We start from the raw sequence: 15,575 nt of genomic DNA on the forward strand, positions 1-15,575 counted from the left end.
GAAGGAAGCTCTATGGGCATTATTGTCTTTCAACTGTTGGGATCGAGCTAATTTCTGTTATCTGCAAGGATCGGGCGCCCGTTGGTGCCGGCCAGTGAGAGAGAGCTACCAGGTCCATGACTGAAGTCGGCGAGCAAGCGGCGGAAGGAGAGCGCCAGACCAAGTCCCCGCTCGTGATCGGCGTCGGCGCCTCACCGGCCGCTCTGGAGAGCATCGAGCGTTTCTTTGCCAAGATGACCTTGAGCGACGACCAGGCGATCGTGCTGGCGCTTCAGCACCACGAGGCGTTCGATGAGGCTCAGCTGCGTCAGATCGTGCAAGGCTCGAACGGCGGCAGGTTGTCCGACCCCGGCCACGGCCAACCGATCGAAGGCCGGAACATCTATCTGTGCCCGCCGGCGATGATTACCACGATCCAGGGCGGCCGTTTCGCGATCCGCAAGGCCGAGCAGGCACCGGGCGAGCGAGCCACGATTGACAGCTTCCTGGTATCATTGGCGGAGGAGCACGCCGAGAAATCCATCGGTGTGATTTTGTGCGGGACCGGCGGCGACGGCACGCTGGGTACTGCGACGCTGAAAGATCACGGCGGTCTTGCCATCGCTGAAAGGGTCGCCAGCGAGAAATCGGCCCCTCTCAAGGATGCCAACACGGCGGCGGCGATCGCCGACTATGTGTTGCCGGCCGAGGAGATTCCCGAGCACATCCATGTCTATGCTCGCCATCTGCGTCGTCTGGAGGAAAAGCAGGGGTTCGACGAGGTGCTCGCCGCCGCTGCGACACGCTCTCGCGGATAGCCGACATCCTGCGTAACAAGACCGGCAACGATTTTCACGGCTACAAGCAAAATACCTTCCTGCGCCGGGTGCAAAGGCGCATGCAGGTCGTCCAGATCGAGGACATCCCCGCCTACGTGGATTTCCTGCGCAACGACAAGGATGAGGCGCAACACCTCTTCAATGATCTCCTGATCGGCGTCACCGAGTTCTTCCGCGACAAGCGCGAATTCGAGGTTCTGGAGACCCAGATCATTCCAAAGATCTTCGAGGGCAGGGATGCCGCTCAGCAGGTTCGCGTCTGGGTGCTCGGTTGCGCCACCGGCGAGGAGGCCTATTCGATCGCCATCCTGCTGCGCGAGCACATGGCACGGATGGACTCCACGCCGCAGGTGCAGATCTTCGCCACAGATATCGACGGTCGGGCGCTCGCCGCCGCACGCGTCGGCCGCTACCGCACCTCCATCGAGGCCGACATGACGAGCGAGCGCCTGGCGCGCTGGTTCGTGCGGGAGGGGGACACCTATTGCGTGGTCAAGGAGCTGCGCGAGATGTGCATCTTCTCCCAGCACAACGTCATCAAGGACGCGCCGTTCTCCAGGCTGGACCTGGTTTCGTGCCGCAATCTGCTGATCTATCTCAACGCGGAGCTTCAGAACCGCGTCATTCCGCTGTTTCACTTCGCGCTGTTGCCCGACCGCTATCTGTTCCTCGGAAATTCGGAGAATGTGACGCGGCATCCAAAGCTGTTCGTGCCAATCGACCGCCGTGCGCGCATCTTCAGGAAACTCGATACCGGAACGCGGCTGCCTCCCGAGTTTCCGATCACGACCGCTGCGAGCAGGGCGACGGTCGACGTGCCGCCGGTGCGCTCGCTCAGCCCTGACGTCGGCCTGGAGCGGCGCGCGCAACGGATCGCGGACCGATATGCCCCGGCTTACGTCATCACCGACGAGAGTTTCCAGATCTTGCACTTTTCGGGACGTACCGGTCGGTACATCGAGCCAACCGCCGGCGCCGCTAGGCTCGATCTGCTTCAGCTCGTGCATCGCGATCTCCGCCTCGAGCTGCGGACCGCGCTCGGCCGCGCGGCGGAAACCAACGAGCCTGTCAATGCCGAGCAGGTGCACCTCGGCGTGAACGGGCACCGCATCCTTGTGAGCATCACGGTGGAGCCCATTCAGGACGACGCCGGCGGTCACCGGAACTTCGTCGTTTTGTTCAAGGACGGACCGGCCCAACCGATCAGGGACGACCAGGGCAAGTCCAACGCCCTCATTCGCACCGAGCATGTCGAGCGCCTCGAAAGCGAGCTGCGCGCAACACGTGAGCGCCTCCAGGCGACCATCGAGGAGCTCGAAAGTACCAACGAAGAGCTGAAATCCTCCAACGAGGAATACCAATCGCTCAACGAAGAGCTTCAGTCCGCCAACGAGGAGCTCGAGACTTCACGCGAAGAGTTGCAGTCGGTCAACGAAGAGCTGACGACGGTCAATGGCGAGCTGGCGCACCGCGTCCAGGAATTGACGCGCGCCACCAGCGATCTGAAGAATTTCCTCGAAAGCACGCAGATCGCGACCGTGTTTCTCGACAACGATTTACGGGTGATGACTTTCACCCCGGCTATCACGCAAGTCTTGCACCTGGTGGAAACCGATGCTGGCCGCCCGATATCTCACATCAAGGCGCGCGTTCCGATCGAGGCGCTCTACGACGATGTCCGCCGCGTGCTGCGCACCCTGGCCAGCGCCGAGCGCGAGCTGACCGCGCCGGATGACCGCAAGAGATATATCGCGCGCGTCTTGCCGTACCGCAGCGTCGACAATTTCATCGCAGGCGTCGTCATCACGTTCATCGATGTTACGGAGATTACCCGCGCCGAGGAGCGGCAGCGCCTGCTGCTGGCCGAATTGCAGCATCGCGTCCGCAATACGCTTGGTGTCGTGCGTTCGATCGCCCGCCGTTCGGCGGAGACGAGCACCACCGTGGAGGAATACGCCTCCCATCTGGACGGACGGCTCAACGCCTTCGCCCGGACCCAGGGACTGGTGACGCGGGATCCCGAGGGCGGTGTCGATCTCGAATACCTGGTAGTGGAGGAACTGCTCGCCTACAACGCCCGCGAAGGCGAGCAGATGCGCGTTTCGGGCCCGAAGGTCCGCTTCCAGCCCAAGGCCGCCGAAACGTTCGCTCTAGCCATTCACGAACTCGCGACCAACGCGCTGAAATACGGAGCGCTGAGTCAGCCGTCAGGCCGCATAGACGTGTCCTGGCGCATCGACGAAAGCACGGAACCCGCACAATTGACGGTCGAATGGCGGGAGCGTGGGGGGCCGCAGGTGCCGCCGCCGCTGCGGAAAGGTTTCGGAACCGAGCTTCTCGAGCGTACACTGGCGTTCGAGCTGAAGGGCCAGACCACGCTGACCTTCCATTCGGGGGGGCTGCAATGCACGATCATGATCCCAGTGACCAAGGGCTCCTTCCACACTCCCCCTGTGGCTGAGTGATGTCCTTGTCGATCGCCGACCGCAGCGTTTTGGACCCGGCCATTCGCCGGTTGAATGCGCTGAGGCCGCTTTCGTCGGAGGCTCGCGCGTCACTTGAATATGCGATGCTCGAAGGGGTGCAGCACGCTGGAGCAAACGAGGACCTGATCTCCGAGGGAGACACCGTCGACAGTGTCCGCATCGTGCTGTCGGGCTGGCTCTGCCGCTATAAGATGCTCGAGGATGGCCGGCGCCAGATCGTTAACTTCATCTTTCCCGGCGAAAGCTGCGACGCTCATGTATTCCTGCTCTCGACCATGGATCACACCATCGGTACGTTGACCCCGGTCGTTTACGCCGAGGTCAAGCGCGCGCGCTTCGATAGCCTGCTGGCGGCCGACCGTTCGCTTGCCGAAGCATTCCTTTGCGAGACGCTCGTCAACAACGCGGTTCAGCGCGAATGGGCCGTCAATCTCGGCCGTCGCGTCGCGCTCGAGCGCGTGGCGCATCTGTTCTGCGAGATCTTCGAGCGGTTGCGTCCCGTCGGCATGGTCGACGGCAACAGCTGCGCAATGCCCGTGACGCAGACGGATCTTGCCGACGCCACCGGCCTCTCGGTGGTCCATCTCAATCGCACACTTCAGGAACTGCGCGCATCAGGACTGATCGTGCTGCGCGACCGTACCCTGGTCATCAAGAATCTCGACGCGCTCAAAGATGTGGCTCTGTTCTCGCCGGGTTATCTGCAAGTCTATCGCGGTGGTCGAGAGCGCGGATGAAAAGCCGCCGTCGGCCGTCTGCACACTAGGAACAGCGACTTACCTGAGCTAGTCTACCGGTATCACCGGCCAAGGCCTGTCCGTAGGCGCCGGTGGCTGAGAGATCGCGCGCTCCCGCCTGCATGATGAGGAGCGCGGCCATGGATGGTGATCATCTTGGTCTGGAAACTCGGCAACTCCTGGCACGTGCCGATCGAGCCATCGAAGAGAGCATTCGCCTGCGGGCTATCAATGCCGAAGTCAGGCGGCAGCTCCGGTGGGCCCGCTATGAAATGGAACAGCAGCTTGCCGAGTCCTTGGCGAGGCACGACCCAGCGAGCGGTCGTGCACCCATCTTCGATCCATGAGGTCGCGCAACTTTCGACCTAATGAAAGTGTGCACATCTGCGCAATTACTCATTTTGAGTAACCTAGGTAAATGCGCGGCTTGGACACGTGGCTACCATGCGACCATGGACCATGCGACCATGCGCGACGCCCTCTTTCTTCGCGCCTCTTGCGCGATCGATGCCAACCACGCTCTGCGGGAGGAGCGTCGGCTGCTCATGGAGCATCGCGATCGAATCGTGGCCGAGATGCGCCTGGCCGTGTTTGAGAGCGCCATGCTTCGTACGGAAATCAAGGCTTGCCGCGAGAATGAGGACAATTAACCCGCGTTTGGCGCAGTTGGCGTCTCCGAGGAATGATGTTTCCTCAGTCACTTAAGGCTCCAAGCAGATTTTTTGGGCAGCGCGGGCAACCGTTTCGGTTCCAGAACGTTAGATGCAGGTCAGCGCGACTTTGCCTGGCATTATCACCATATGAACGCAGTGGCGCGTTCCGCTGACTACAGGGATACGCCCATGACGATGATGCGGCGTCGGATCAAACACGAGGATACCTTGGAGACCCGGCTGGCAGCCGAAGCGGAGCGGTTGCGCGAAGAGGCCAAATTGCTGCCGCCCGGCGCGGCGCGCGATGAAATGTTGCGCAAGGCGCGACAGGCGGAAACGGGGTCTCAAATGAGCGAATGGCTGCGCTCACCGGGCCTGCAGCCGCCGAATTGACGGGCGCAGCGCCTGCAGCCTGGCAGGGCTGCACGCGCCGGGAACGGGTTAGATGTCGGCGCGTACCGATGCGCTGATATCGTGGGCAGAAACCGGAAAAATGAGCGCCACGTCCATCGTTCCCCGTTGCGTCCGGTTGTCACCCGGCGGTGCGGGGAATCAACGCCGCTTCGCGGCTTTGGTTCGCCGGTTGTAGGGCGAGCGATTGGCGGGCCGCAGCGAAATTCCTTCGCGCTGCGCCTTGCTGCGAATGGCCGCGACAGGGCGCTGAAGCTTGATGCTCATCACGCCGGTTGGCGTGTTGCCTTTCGCAAGCTGCTTCAACTTGCTCACATCCGCAGGCGTCCACGGCTCGCGTGCGCGGCGCTTGTAAGCGGGATTTGCCTTGCGTGGTCCTTTGCGGCCAATCGGCGAGCCCGGCCGCTTCCATGCTGCTTTTGCCATGATGATCTCCTTCAAGTCGTTCTTGAACATACGAATCAGCATTTCGGTTCCGGCGCAGCCCGGATCGATCGGACGCTGCGGTTGTGCTTTGCGCAAAATCGCGCAGCGTTAACTTATTGAAATGCTGGAACCGCGAATTGCGGCGGAAGCTACCAGCATTGCCGGGCTGGGCCGCCCCGACCGGCAAGTGACTTGAGACACTAGAGAACTTGGGCCCCGGCGCCTGATCCCCCGCCGGGGCCAATTTCCCCCGCATCATGCGTGAGTCCCATGACCGCCAAACGTAATCGCAGGAAACAGACTCAGTCGCTCCAGGAGCGGCTTGCTGCCTTCGCCGAGAAGGCCCGCGAGCGCGCAAGCAGCCTGCCGCCCGGTAGGGAGCGCGAGATGCTGCTGCAGCGCGCCAAGCAGAACGAAATGACCTCGAACCTTACAGACTGGCTGAGCACACCCGTGTTGCCGCGACGAGGACCGTCATGACGGGAAGCTTCAAGCACTACCGCGCGTTCCAGATCGATCCGGACGGACATGTGTTCGGATGCATCAACCTCGTCTGCGACAATGACGAACAGGCCAAGCGCGAAGCCGCCGCGCTCGTGCTCGTGCATCGTATCGAGCTGTGGCGGCTCGATCAAAGGATCGCCAAGTTCGATGCACCGCAGGAGCTTGCTCGCCACTAAAGCTTGGGAACCGCGCGCTCGGCGCTGGGTTGGTCGGAGGACACCGACCTCGCCAGGAGCCAGCATGACGGATGCCGACATTCGCAAGGGGATGCCGCCCGTCAAGCTGTCGCGCGAAGAGTTCGCGCAGCGCTACAAGCGCCAGTTCGTCGATCCCGCCTTTGCTCCGCTCGGGCGTGAGCTCGACGCCATCACTGCGGCGGCCTGGGATGCCTACAGCCATTCGCGCAAGGCACCGTTGACGCGGAAGGCCGGCGCAGGCTTTTCCGACCCGGACTACGATCTCGCCGTCGACTGGCTCGATGCGCGCGCAAAAATCCTGGAGGCGCAGCGTCGCCACGACGATGCCGACGAGACGCCGCGCATCCTGATCATCAACGGCTCGGCCCGCAGCGAGCACACCTGTCCCGGCGAGATGTCCAAGACCTGGCGACTGGTCAAGCTGGCCGAGCCCGTCTTCATCGAGATGGGATTTATTGTCGACATCCTCGATCTGTCGCGCCTCGCCTCGGAATTCGGCAAGACCATTCATCCCTGCAAGTCCTGCGTCGGCACCGCCATGCCGCTGTGCCACTGGCCGTGCAGCTGCTATCCGAACTACTCGCTGGGCCAGACCCACGACTGGATGAACGAGATCTATCCGCTCTGGGTTGCGGCCCACGGCATTCTGATCGTGGCACCCGTGAACTGGTATCACGTGCCCGCCGGGCTCAAGGCGATGATGGACCGGATGGTTTGCGCCGACGGCGGCAATCCCGATCCGACCTCGACCCACGGCAAGAACGCCGCGGAGGCGAAGGCCATCGAGATGAAGGGCTGGCCCTATCCGCGCCATCTCGCCGGCCGCCATTTCGGCCTTGTCGTTCACGGCGATGCGGTCGGCGCCGAGGGCGTGCGCCGGGCCTTGTCGGACTGGCTGACCGACATGCAGCTGATCTCGGCAGGCCGCTACGCCGAGCTCGACGGTTATGTCGGCTATGGCGAGCCATACGCCACATCCCATCGCGAGCTCGACGAGGACCGCGAATTCCAGCAGGAGGTGCGGAATGCGGCGCGTGCGCTCGGCAACGCGGTCCGGCTGGCGCGCAGCGGCCGCCTCGAGGAGCCCGGCGCCGGTCTTGCGGACCCCAACCCCAAATGACGCTGGCGCAGTTTGATTGCCTGATCATTGGCGGCGGCCCCGCGGGACTGATGGCTGCGATCTATCTGGGGCGCTTCCGCCGCAGCGTCTGCGTCGTCGATGCCGGCGCCAGCCGCGCCGCGCTGATCCCGCGCAGCCACAATGTCCCGGGCTTCGTCCACGGGCTCTCGGGCGCGGAGCTGATCGCCCGCATGTCGGCGCAACTGGGCGAACTCGCCGTCACGCGCGTGGAAGCCGAGGTCACGGCGTTGCAGCGTCACGAACACGGTTTCGAAGCGAGCTGGAATGGCGGCATGCATGCGGCCGCCACGGTCGTTCTCGCCTGCGGGATCGTCGATACCCATCCGCCGTTCGACGATTGGCGCGCCGCCGTCGCGGATGGCCTGCTGCGCTATTGCCCGGTCTGCGACGCCTTCGAGGCGACCGGCCGCCGCATCGGCGTCGTCGGGCCGCTGGATCGTGCCGCCGCAAAGGCGCTCTTCCTGCGTGGCTATGCGCGCGACGTGACGCTGCTTGCGACCGGCGCGGACGACGCGAAGGCCGCAACGTCGGAGCTGTCCGAGGCGGGCGTCGGAATCGTGTTCGCGCCCGAGCTGCGCCTGGCGCGGCGGGACGGCGGCGTTGAAGCGGATTTCGCCGACGGACGTACCGCGCAATTCGACATCGTCTATCCTGCGATGGGCGCGGAGGTTCGCTCCCAGCTCGCGACGGCGCTGGGCGCCGACCACACTGCGGACGGTCATTTGAAGGTCGACGATCACCAGCGCACGTCGATCGCCGGGCTCTACGGCATCGGCGACGTCGTCACCGACCTGCACCAGATCTCGGTCGCGTTCGGCCACGCGGCCATCGCGGCCTGCACGATCCACAACAGCCTGCCGCCGCGATTTGCGTGATGGGAACGAAGCGTGGGCTGCCGTCTTGACTGGGCGGATCCGCGAAGGAAGAGAGCCCATGCTGGAAGAGAAGCTCAAGGAAGCAATCGTCAGCGAGTTGCAGCGTCAGGCTGCCGACCGGCCGCAATCGCTGAAGGTCCAGGGCGCGGGAGAGGCGAAGGGCTCGGAGGAGCTGACCGTCAACGGCAAGATCGACCTCGGCGCGCTGGTCATGGTGATCGCAGGATCGGTCGCAGGCGGGCCTTGAGCTCGACCGGCGGCCTCAGCCATACTCCTCGCCGATGCCGTATTCCCGGTAGATCTGCAGCGGGTCGAGCTCGGGAAATAGACGGCATTTGGCCTGCGCGAGATGCAGGCTCACCGCAGCAGGCTCCTTGCCGTTCGCGAGCAGCTTGCGGATGTCCTCCATATGCGCATTCGGCTGGTGCTTCGGTTCGAGCTGCTCCAGCGCGACCAGGGCGGTCGCGAGTGCCTCGGTCAGAACCCAGTCGTCGTGGCCCGTGATTCCCTTCTTCGACATCGGAAGAACCCCACATCTGGTGGCGGTCACAGTTTACCGCGCCTTCGGCCAAATCGCCATTGAGCCGTTGCGGGCCGTTCGCGCGCGCGAGGCCAGGGGGCCATGCTCCGGCTTGCCTTATGGCCGCGTCAGGCTAAAAGGCGGCTAGTTGCGGGGGCGGCAGTATCTTTGTTGAAACAAACTTGGCGTAGATGGGCCGTATCCAGGCTCGCCGTTCCGGTCTGGGTCCCGATCCCGCACGTCGCAACACCATAGGGTTGCGACCCCCTCAAGCTTCGAGCCAGCATGGTTTTTCTCAGTTTCGTCTACCGCTTCCTCACCAATTTCGCCTTCATGGCGGTGGTCTATTTCAGCTTGAACTTCATGGAAAAGTATCCGAACCGCGCGATCCTGGCGATCCTGGTGCTGGTCTATGCCGCCATGCGCGCGGCCTCGACGCTGCGGGCGTTCTACTTCTTCCAGAAGATCGAGAAGCTGGAGGCCGAGACGAAGCGCCTTCAGGCTCCGATCAACGACGGTTCGGGCAGCACCACTGCGCGCAAGCAGGTGATCACCGACGTCGCGCGGCTGCGGCGGGACGGCGAGCTCAAGTCCTACATGGACCTGTTCTTCCTGGCGCTGATCGTGCTGCTCTGCGTCGCCGCCATCATGCGGCAATAGCAGCTCAGGCGCGCTTTTTCAGGCTGGCGACGCGGGTCGGACGGGGCGGCACGCCCTTGGAGGCCGCGCCATTTGCCGCGGCGCTCTTCGCTGCGGTACTCTTGGGTACGATGTCGACGGGCTGCGCGGCATGATCTGCCGCAGCCGGCGCCGCCTGGGCGGTACGCCGCCCATGCAGCTTGGCCGTCTTGCCCTTCGCGCCTCTGCCCTGTGCTGCCTTGTCCTTGGCCGGATGCGGCCTCTCGGCCGCCATGGCGAGCCGGGTCGCGGCGCGCCGCGATGAGGTCGTCGACATCAGCACCTCGACCGAGCCTTCCGGAATCGCGAACAGATCGCGACCCGGGACGGGCAGGGTGGATGCGAGGTCGATCTGGCCCTTGCTCCGGCGCGGCAGCAGCGACTGATGCTCGCCCTGCACATTGAGGTTCGCGAGCGCAGGCGCCGGCAGCGTCCTGGTCTGCGTGAACACGAAATGCGGCACGCGCGGCCAGCGCGCGATCGGCGTCGTCTCGGATGGCGGATGCATCAGCCATTCGACCGGCGTGGTCGGCGTCGCCGGCCGCTCGGGACTGGCGGGCACCACATGCACAATGCGATAGCCGCGTGCCTTGAGGTCGCGGATGATCTTGGGCAGCGCCGCCACCGTGCGAGCCTGAATGTCGTGCAGCAGCAGGATGCCCTTGCCCTTGGCCTCCAGCCGCTGGATCGCGAGCTGGTAGACGCGGTCGGACGACACGTGCCGCCAATCGTCGGCCGGGAAGTCGGCGCTCCAGACCTGGAGGCCGCGCGCAATCAGATGGTTCTCGATGCCCTCGGCGCGCATCAGCCCGGGAATGCGGAAGAACGGGGCGAGCTGCGACGGATCGGTCATCGCGGCTGCGGTCCATTCGATGCCGCCATTGATCTCCGCCTCGGCCTTCTCGATCGGCATCCGGTCGAAGGTCAGCGGATGGTCCATGCTGTGCGTGCCGACGGTATGGCCCGCCGCGACCAGCTTGCGCACGCCTTCCGGATTGGCCTTGGCCTGGTTGCCGACGATGAAGAAGGTCGCCTTGATGCATTCGTCGGCGAGGATCTTGAGCACCTGGTTGGAATATTTCGGGATCGGACCGTCGTCGAAGGTCAGGACGACCTCATGGTCCTTCAGCGGCAGCGTCTCGCGGTACTGCATGGTGCCGATCAGCGGATGCTCGCGCGGATCGACAACGAGGGTGCGGGAGGTGCCGAGGGCGTCGGGGTGGCCGGGACACTCCGCCGCGAGCGCGGCCGGCGAACCGGCGGTGAGCATTCCCAGACAGAGGACGATCCACGATCGCGTCCGCAAAACAACGCTACTTCCGATCATGAACCTCGTCTGCCCCCATGCAATTTGGCGCCCTAGATAGGTCGGAGATGGCTCAAAACGGTTCAGCCGCAGCCGCTCTCATCTTCACGGGGTAGCATGAACAGAGTGTTAATTGGCCCCAAATCACCCCATTTTGCCCGGGCGTGACATTCCGGCATCAGCGCGTATCGGCGCTCTTCTGTGATGTGCCCGCCGGGACGATGTGGACCACCCGATAGTCGTTCTCCCTCAGATACCGTAGAAGCGCCGGCATCATTGCGGCCGTGCGCGCCTTGTTGTCGTGGAAGAGGATGATGCCCTTGCCGCTCGCGGCGAGGCGCTCGGTGACGAGCTTCAATTGCTGCTCGGGCGTCATCTCCTCCCAGTCGCTGGCCCATAAATCGGCCCCGAACACAATGATGCCGCGCGACTGGAGCAGGTCGAGCTGTGCTTGGGTCGACTCGAAATAGGGAAAGCGGAAGAATGGCGTCGAGGGTGTCGTCGTCGGGGCCCCGTGCAGCGCCATCTCGTCTGCGGCAATGCCCCGGTCGATGTCGGCCATGGCCTTCTCGAACGGAATACGCCCCATGAACGGATGCGAGTAGGAGTGATGGCCGACGGTGTGGCCCTCGCGGGCGATGCGCTTGACCATGTCCGGATGTTCGGAGGCGTGCTGGCCGATCAGGAAAAAGGTCGCGCGCACGCATTCCTGTGCCAGCGCCGCCAGCACCTTCGACGTCGTCGGCGGGTTCGGCCCGTCGTCGAAGGTCAGCACGACCTCGCGATCGGCCAATGGCAGCGTCTGCGGAAAGCTCTTCAGACCCACGCGCGGATAGGTCTTGGGATCGACGCTGAGGACGCGCGAGGTGCCGAGCGCGTCCTTGCGCGGGCACTTGGCGGCCTTCGTCTCGGCGGCGCCGATGACGGTTGCGGCAGTGCCGCCGATGGTCGCCGCGAGCGCGCCCGCCATGGTCGAGGTCCACCTCAGTCGCAGCATCTTTGCCATTGCGCTCGGCTTTGCCTTGTGGGTATTGCCTGAAGCCTCAGCTCACACCACCGGTTCCAACCTGTCAAACGGCGAGGCGCGCCATGGATGAACATCTGGACGTTGCCACACCCGCTGCGGATTCGGTACTCGACCACGTGCCGATGCGCAATGAAGACGGCGATATCAGGCACGAATTCGTCGAGGAGGTCGCCCGTGCGATCGAGGCCGGCGACAGCGCGGCGCTGCGTGCCTGCGTCGCGGAGCTGCACGAGGCCGATCTCGGCGATCTGATCGGCGCCCTCGAGCCCGACGACCGCGTCCGCCTGGTCGAGCTCACCGGCCGCGATTTCGACTTCTCGGCGCTAAACGAAGTCGACGAGACCGTGCGCGAGGAGATCCTCGAGGAGCTGCCGCCGGAGACGGTCGCCGAGGGCGTCCGCGAGCTCGAATCCGACGATGCGGTCGAGCTCTTGGAAACCCTCGGTGCCGAGGAGCAGGAAGAGATCCTGGAGAAGCTGCCGCTCAAGGAGCGCGTCGCGCTCGAGCGCAGCCTGCTATACCCGGAGAACTCCGCCGGCCGCCGCATGCAGACCGAGTTCATTGCCGTGCCCCAGGATTTCACGGTCGGCCAGGCGATCGACTACATGCGCGAGACGCCGGATCTGCCCGACCGCTTCTACGAGATCTACGTCGTCGACAAGGAGCAGCACTGGCAGGGCGCGGTGCCGCTCGACGTGCTCCTGCGCACGCGCCGGCCAGTGGCGCTGACCGAGCTCACCGACGAGGATCGCCGCCGCGTCTCCGTCCTGGAGGACCAGGAAGAGGTGGCGCGCATGTTCGGCAAATACAATCTCGTCGCCGCACCCGTGCTCGACACCCAGGACCGCCTCGTCGGCGTCATCACCGTCGACGACGTCGTCGACGTCATCGAGGAGGAGGCGGACGAGGACCTCAAGGCGCTCGGCGGTGTCACCAGCGACGAAGAGCTATCGGACACGTTCCTCACCATCGCCCGCGGCCGCTTCAACTGGCTGCTGGTGAACCTCGCCACCGCGTTCCTGGCGTCCTCCGTGCTCGGCCTGTTCGAGGGCCAGCTGGAGAAGATGGTCGCGCTCGCGGTGCTCGCGCCGATCGTGGCGAGCCAGGGCGGCAATGCCGCGACCCAGACCATGACGGTGGCGGTGCGGGCGCTGGCGACGCGCGAGCTCGGTTCCTCCAACGCCTGGCGGGTGGTGATGCGCGAGGCCCTGGTGGGCCTCGTCAACGGCCTCGCCTTCGCCGTGATCACCGGCATCGCCGCGGTGGCCTGGTTCAAGATCCCGGGCCTCGGAATCGTCATCGGGCTCGCCATCGTCTGCAACCTCGTGGCCGGCGCGCTCGGCGGCATCCTGATCCCGATGGCGCTGGATCGCGTGCGGGCCGACCCGGCGGTGGCGTCGGGCACGTTCGTGACCACCGTGACCGACGTCGTCGGCTTCTTCTCCTTCCTCGGGATTGCGACGCTCTGGTTCGGGTTGAAGTAGGTCTCACTCCGGCGTCATTCCGGGGCGCGCCACTCGGCGCGAGCCCGGAATGACGACAACCATCTTTAATCCCACTTTAAGCGACCTGCCGCATCATCGCCTCTGCTTGGGGGAATGGGCATGCGGTTGCGGCTGAAGGCGGACGGACGGATCGTCGAATTGCGGGATGGGCAGGAGTTTCCGGTCCAGCCGCTTTCGGTTCAGCCGACGGCCAATGCGGCGCCGGCTGAGACCGGCCCGCTCGCGGTGCGCGATCTGCGCCGGCGCGCCTGCCTGACCCAGATGGAGTTCGCCGCCAGGCTCGGCGTTCCAGTCGAGACCATCCGCAACTGGGAGCAGGGCAAGCGAGCCCCCCGCGGCCCGGCACGCGCACTGCTTGCGGTGATCGCGCATGCCCCGGACACGGTGTTCCAGGCGCTCGCCAAGGCCTGACGTACAACCTCCCGTTAGGCCTGCATCGAATATCCCGCCTGGCCGCCGCGGCTTCCGTTGGCAGCATCATCGACCGGGTCCATAATGACTTCCGGGGCTGCCGCAACGGAAGAGGATTCCTCATGCTGTTCGTCGAGGCCAATGGCGCGAGGATCCCGGCGATCGGTCTCGGGACCTGGGAGCTGAGCGGAAGGCCGGCCGCGCGTGTGGTCGAGCAGGCGCTACGGCTCGGCTATCGCCATATCGACACCGCGCAGGTCTACGACAATGAGCGCGAGGTCGGCGACGGCTTGCGCGCCTCCGGCGTGCGCCGCGACGACGTCTTCCTAACCACCAAGGTCTGGACCAACCATTTCGCACCCCATGATCTCGAGCGCTCGGTGAAGGAGAGCCTCGCCCGCCTGCGGCTTCCCTCGGTCGATCTGTTGCTGCTGCACTGGCCCAATCCCCAAGTGCCGCTCGCCGAGACGCTGGGCGCGCTGTCGCATGCGAAGACGATGGGCCTGACGCGTCACATCGGCGTCTCCAATTTCACCGTGGCGCTGATCGAGCAGGCGGTCGCACTGTCGGCGGAGCCGCTGGTCTGCAACCAGGTCGAGTATCACCCCTATCTCGATCAGGCGAAGGTGAGGGCGGCCTGCGACCAACATGGCCTTGCCCTCGTCGCCTACAGTCCGATCGCCAAGGGCCGCATCAAGTCCGACCAGACGCTGGCCGAGATCGGTCGCGTCCACCGCAAGACGCCGGCGCAGGTCTGCCTGCGCTGGCTGGTGCAGCAGAACGTTGCCGCGATCCCTCGCACCTCGCGCATCGAGCGCCTGTCGGAGAACATCGAGATCTTCGACTTCGAGCTGTCGGAAGACGAGATGAGCCGCGTCGCCGCGCTCGCCAATCCGAAGGGACGGCTGACCGACTTTGGCTTCGCCCCGAAATGGGATTGAGAGGGACCCGGGGTATGCTAGGACGGTGGCAACCCAAGATCGGTCGATGGAACTGCGGAAGATCATACGGACGGACATTGCCGCCTCGGCAATCGCCCATCTGACGCTGGTGGCGCTGATCATTGTGATCAGCGAGGTCCGTCCCTTTCACAGCCAGCCGCCCGAAACGGTCGCGGTCGACATCGTCACGCCGGAGCAGGTGAAGCAGGAGGAAACCAAGGCCGAGGAGAAGAAGGAAGAGCCGAAGCCGCCGGAACCGCTCCCTGACCTCAAGCTGCCGAAGCCGGATATCACCGACAGGGCGGAGGCATCGAAGCCCGCGGCCAGGCCGCAGGCGGCAGCACCTTCGCCATCACAGCAGGCCTCGCCCGAGCCGCAACAGAAGCAGCCGCAACCCTCGCAGGCCTCGAAGCAGCGTGAAGCCAACGCGCAGCCGCCGCCGGCGTATCAGGCGCCGCAACCGGACGTCACCATCAAGTACGGGGTCATGCTGGGCCTGCCGCCCGAATTGGCGGTCGAGCCGAAAGGCGCCAAGGACGACGGCGGGGATGCCAGCGATTCAATCGCTGCAAAGCTTCCGTCCGAGGTCATCGCGGAGCTTCGCCGTCATTTGCGTAGCTGCTCCAAGCTGCCGGCCGGTGTCGCGCCGACCGACAACGTCCATGTCAAGCTGCGCACCGTGTTCGCCACCGACGGCACGCTGGCGCGCGAGCCCATCCTGATCCAGGCGCCGCCGTCCGCCAAGGGCGTGGCCATCGTCAAGTCTGCGATGAGCGCGCTGCAGAACTGCCAGCCCTACAAGATGCTGCCGGCCAATTTGTACGGGGAATGGAAGGTGCTGGATCTGCCGTTCAGCCCGAAGGATTTCGGCGGATAGCGCTGCCGTAGCCTGGATGGAGCGAAGCGTAATCCGGGGCCGCTCGCCCGGCGTCTCGCACC

18 protein-coding genes and 1 pseudogene are annotated in these 15,575 nt (G+C 64.7%); 15 read left to right on the top strand and 4 right to left on the bottom strand.

Annotated features, from left to right (window positions below; genetic code table 11):
• Positions 1-116 precede the first annotated feature (116 nt).
• From ACM43_RS11170 to ACM43_RS11190, 5 genes and pseudogenes are all read left to right on the top strand, one after another.
• Positions 117-3,283: pseudogene (locus ACM43_RS11170) on the top strand (CheR family methyltransferase).
• A complete protein-coding gene (locus ACM43_RS11175) occupies positions 3,283-4,041 on the top strand; it encodes a Crp/Fnr family transcriptional regulator (RefSeq protein WP_271540072.1) in 759 nt (252 codons plus the stop codon). Before ACM43_RS11170 ends, ACM43_RS11175 begins: the two are co-directional and overlap by 1 nt.
• A gap of 140 nt (positions 4,042-4,181) precedes the next feature.
• Positions 4,182-4,388 (top strand): hypothetical protein, encoded by a 207-nt coding sequence (locus ACM43_RS11180; protein WP_271540075.1) that lies wholly within the window; start codon positions 4,182-4,184, stop codon positions 4,386-4,388.
• A gap of 120 nt (positions 4,389-4,508) precedes the next feature.
• Positions 4,509-4,691: a hypothetical protein gene (locus ACM43_RS11185; protein ID WP_271540076.1), complete on the top strand. Its 183-nt coding sequence runs from the start codon at positions 4,509-4,511 to the stop codon at positions 4,689-4,691.
• Between the two features lie 198 nt (positions 4,692-4,889).
• Positions 4,890-5,087: a hypothetical protein gene (locus ACM43_RS11190; protein WP_271540103.1), complete on the top strand. Its 198-nt coding sequence runs from the start codon at positions 4,890-4,892 to the stop codon at positions 5,085-5,087.
• A 159-nt stretch (positions 5,088-5,246) separates the two neighbouring features.
• Here the strand turns inward: ACM43_RS11190 and ACM43_RS11195 are convergent, their stop codons facing one another.
• The gene (locus ACM43_RS11195) at positions 5,247-5,531 is read right to left on the bottom strand and encodes a hypothetical protein (protein ID WP_271540078.1); all 285 of its coding nucleotides are present in this window, start codon (positions 5,529-5,531) and stop codon (positions 5,247-5,249) included.
• A 270-nt stretch (positions 5,532-5,801) separates the two neighbouring features.
• On the opposite strand from ACM43_RS11195, the gene ACM43_RS11200 reads away from it, so the two are divergent.
• The 5 genes from ACM43_RS11200 (at position 5,802) to ACM43_RS11220 (ending at position 8,495) form a co-directional block, all read left to right on the top strand.
• Positions 5,802-6,011, top strand: a complete 210-nt coding sequence (locus ACM43_RS11200) for a hypothetical protein (protein ID WP_271540081.1) — start codon at positions 5,802-5,804, stop codon at positions 6,009-6,011.
• Positions 6,008-6,211, top strand: coding sequence for a hypothetical protein (locus tag ACM43_RS11205; RefSeq protein WP_271540083.1), 204 nt, complete (start codon positions 6,008-6,010; stop codon positions 6,209-6,211). Before ACM43_RS11200 ends, ACM43_RS11205 begins: the two co-directional genes overlap by 4 nt.
• A gap of 64 nt (positions 6,212-6,275) precedes the next feature.
• Positions 6,276-7,352, top strand: coding sequence for a flavodoxin family protein (locus tag ACM43_RS11210; RefSeq protein ID WP_271540085.1), 1,077 nt, complete (start codon positions 6,276-6,278; stop codon positions 7,350-7,352).
• The gene (locus tag ACM43_RS11215) at positions 7,349-8,248 is read left to right on the top strand and encodes an NAD(P)/FAD-dependent oxidoreductase (RefSeq protein WP_271540087.1); all 900 of its coding nucleotides are present in this window, start codon (positions 7,349-7,351) and stop codon (positions 8,246-8,248) included. The genes ACM43_RS11210 and ACM43_RS11215 overlap by 4 nt, the downstream gene beginning before the upstream one ends.
• 58 nt (positions 8,249-8,306) lie before the next feature.
• On the top strand, positions 8,307-8,495 hold the full coding sequence (locus tag ACM43_RS11220) for a hypothetical protein (protein ID WP_271540089.1): 189 nt from the start codon (positions 8,307-8,309) through the stop codon (positions 8,493-8,495).
• 15 nt (positions 8,496-8,510) lie between these two features.
• Here ACM43_RS11220 and ACM43_RS11225 read toward each other — a convergent pair whose 3' ends face one another.
• Complete coding sequence (locus tag ACM43_RS11225; protein ID WP_036013744.1) at positions 8,511-8,768, bottom strand: hypothetical protein; 258 nt, start codon at positions 8,766-8,768, stop codon at positions 8,511-8,513.
• Between the two features lie 285 nt (positions 8,769-9,053).
• On the opposite strand from ACM43_RS11225, the gene ACM43_RS11230 reads away from it, so the two are divergent.
• Complete coding sequence (locus tag ACM43_RS11230; protein ID WP_036013747.1) at positions 9,054-9,428, top strand: hypothetical protein; 375 nt, start codon at positions 9,054-9,056, stop codon at positions 9,426-9,428.
• 4 nt (positions 9,429-9,432) lie between these two features.
• Here the strand turns inward: ACM43_RS11230 and ACM43_RS11235 are convergent, their stop codons facing one another.
• Positions 9,433-10,773, bottom strand: coding sequence for a polysaccharide deacetylase family protein (locus ACM43_RS11235; RefSeq protein WP_109143439.1), 1,341 nt, complete (start codon positions 10,771-10,773; stop codon positions 9,433-9,435).
• A 157-nt stretch (positions 10,774-10,930) separates the two neighbouring features.
• Positions 10,931-11,758 carry a polysaccharide deacetylase family protein gene (locus ACM43_RS11240; RefSeq protein ID WP_271540094.1) on the bottom strand — a complete coding sequence of 276 codons (828 nt, stop codon included), beginning with the start codon at positions 11,756-11,758 and terminating at the stop codon, positions 10,931-10,933.
• An 83-nt stretch (positions 11,759-11,841) separates the two neighbouring features.
• On the opposite strand from ACM43_RS11240, the gene mgtE reads away from it, so the two are divergent.
• The 4 genes from mgtE to ACM43_RS11260 all read left to right on the top strand — a co-directional run bounded on the left by mgtE (position 11,842) and on the right by ACM43_RS11260 (position 15,513).
• On the top strand, positions 11,842-13,263 hold the full coding sequence (gene mgtE, locus ACM43_RS11245) for a magnesium transporter (RefSeq protein ID WP_128265350.1): 1,422 nt from the start codon (positions 11,842-11,844) through the stop codon (positions 13,261-13,263).
• 114 nt (positions 13,264-13,377) lie between these two features.
• Positions 13,378-13,695 (top strand): helix-turn-helix domain-containing protein, encoded by a 318-nt coding sequence (locus tag ACM43_RS11250; RefSeq protein ID WP_271540097.1) that lies wholly within the window; start codon positions 13,378-13,380, stop codon positions 13,693-13,695.
• Positions 13,696-13,817: 122 nt separating this feature from the next.
• Positions 13,818-14,636, top strand: coding sequence for an aldo/keto reductase (locus ACM43_RS11255; protein WP_271540099.1), 819 nt, complete (start codon positions 13,818-13,820; stop codon positions 14,634-14,636).
• A 46-nt stretch (positions 14,637-14,682) separates the two neighbouring features.
• Positions 14,683-15,513 (top strand): hypothetical protein, encoded by an 831-nt coding sequence (locus ACM43_RS11260; protein ID WP_271540101.1) that lies wholly within the window; start codon positions 14,683-14,685, stop codon positions 15,511-15,513.
• Positions 15,514-15,575: the final 62 nt, after the last annotated feature.

Source organism: Bradyrhizobium sp. CCBAU 45321 (assembly GCF_028128975.1).
Classification (GTDB): Bacteria; Pseudomonadota; Alphaproteobacteria; order Rhizobiales; family Xanthobacteraceae; genus Bradyrhizobium; species Bradyrhizobium yuanmingense.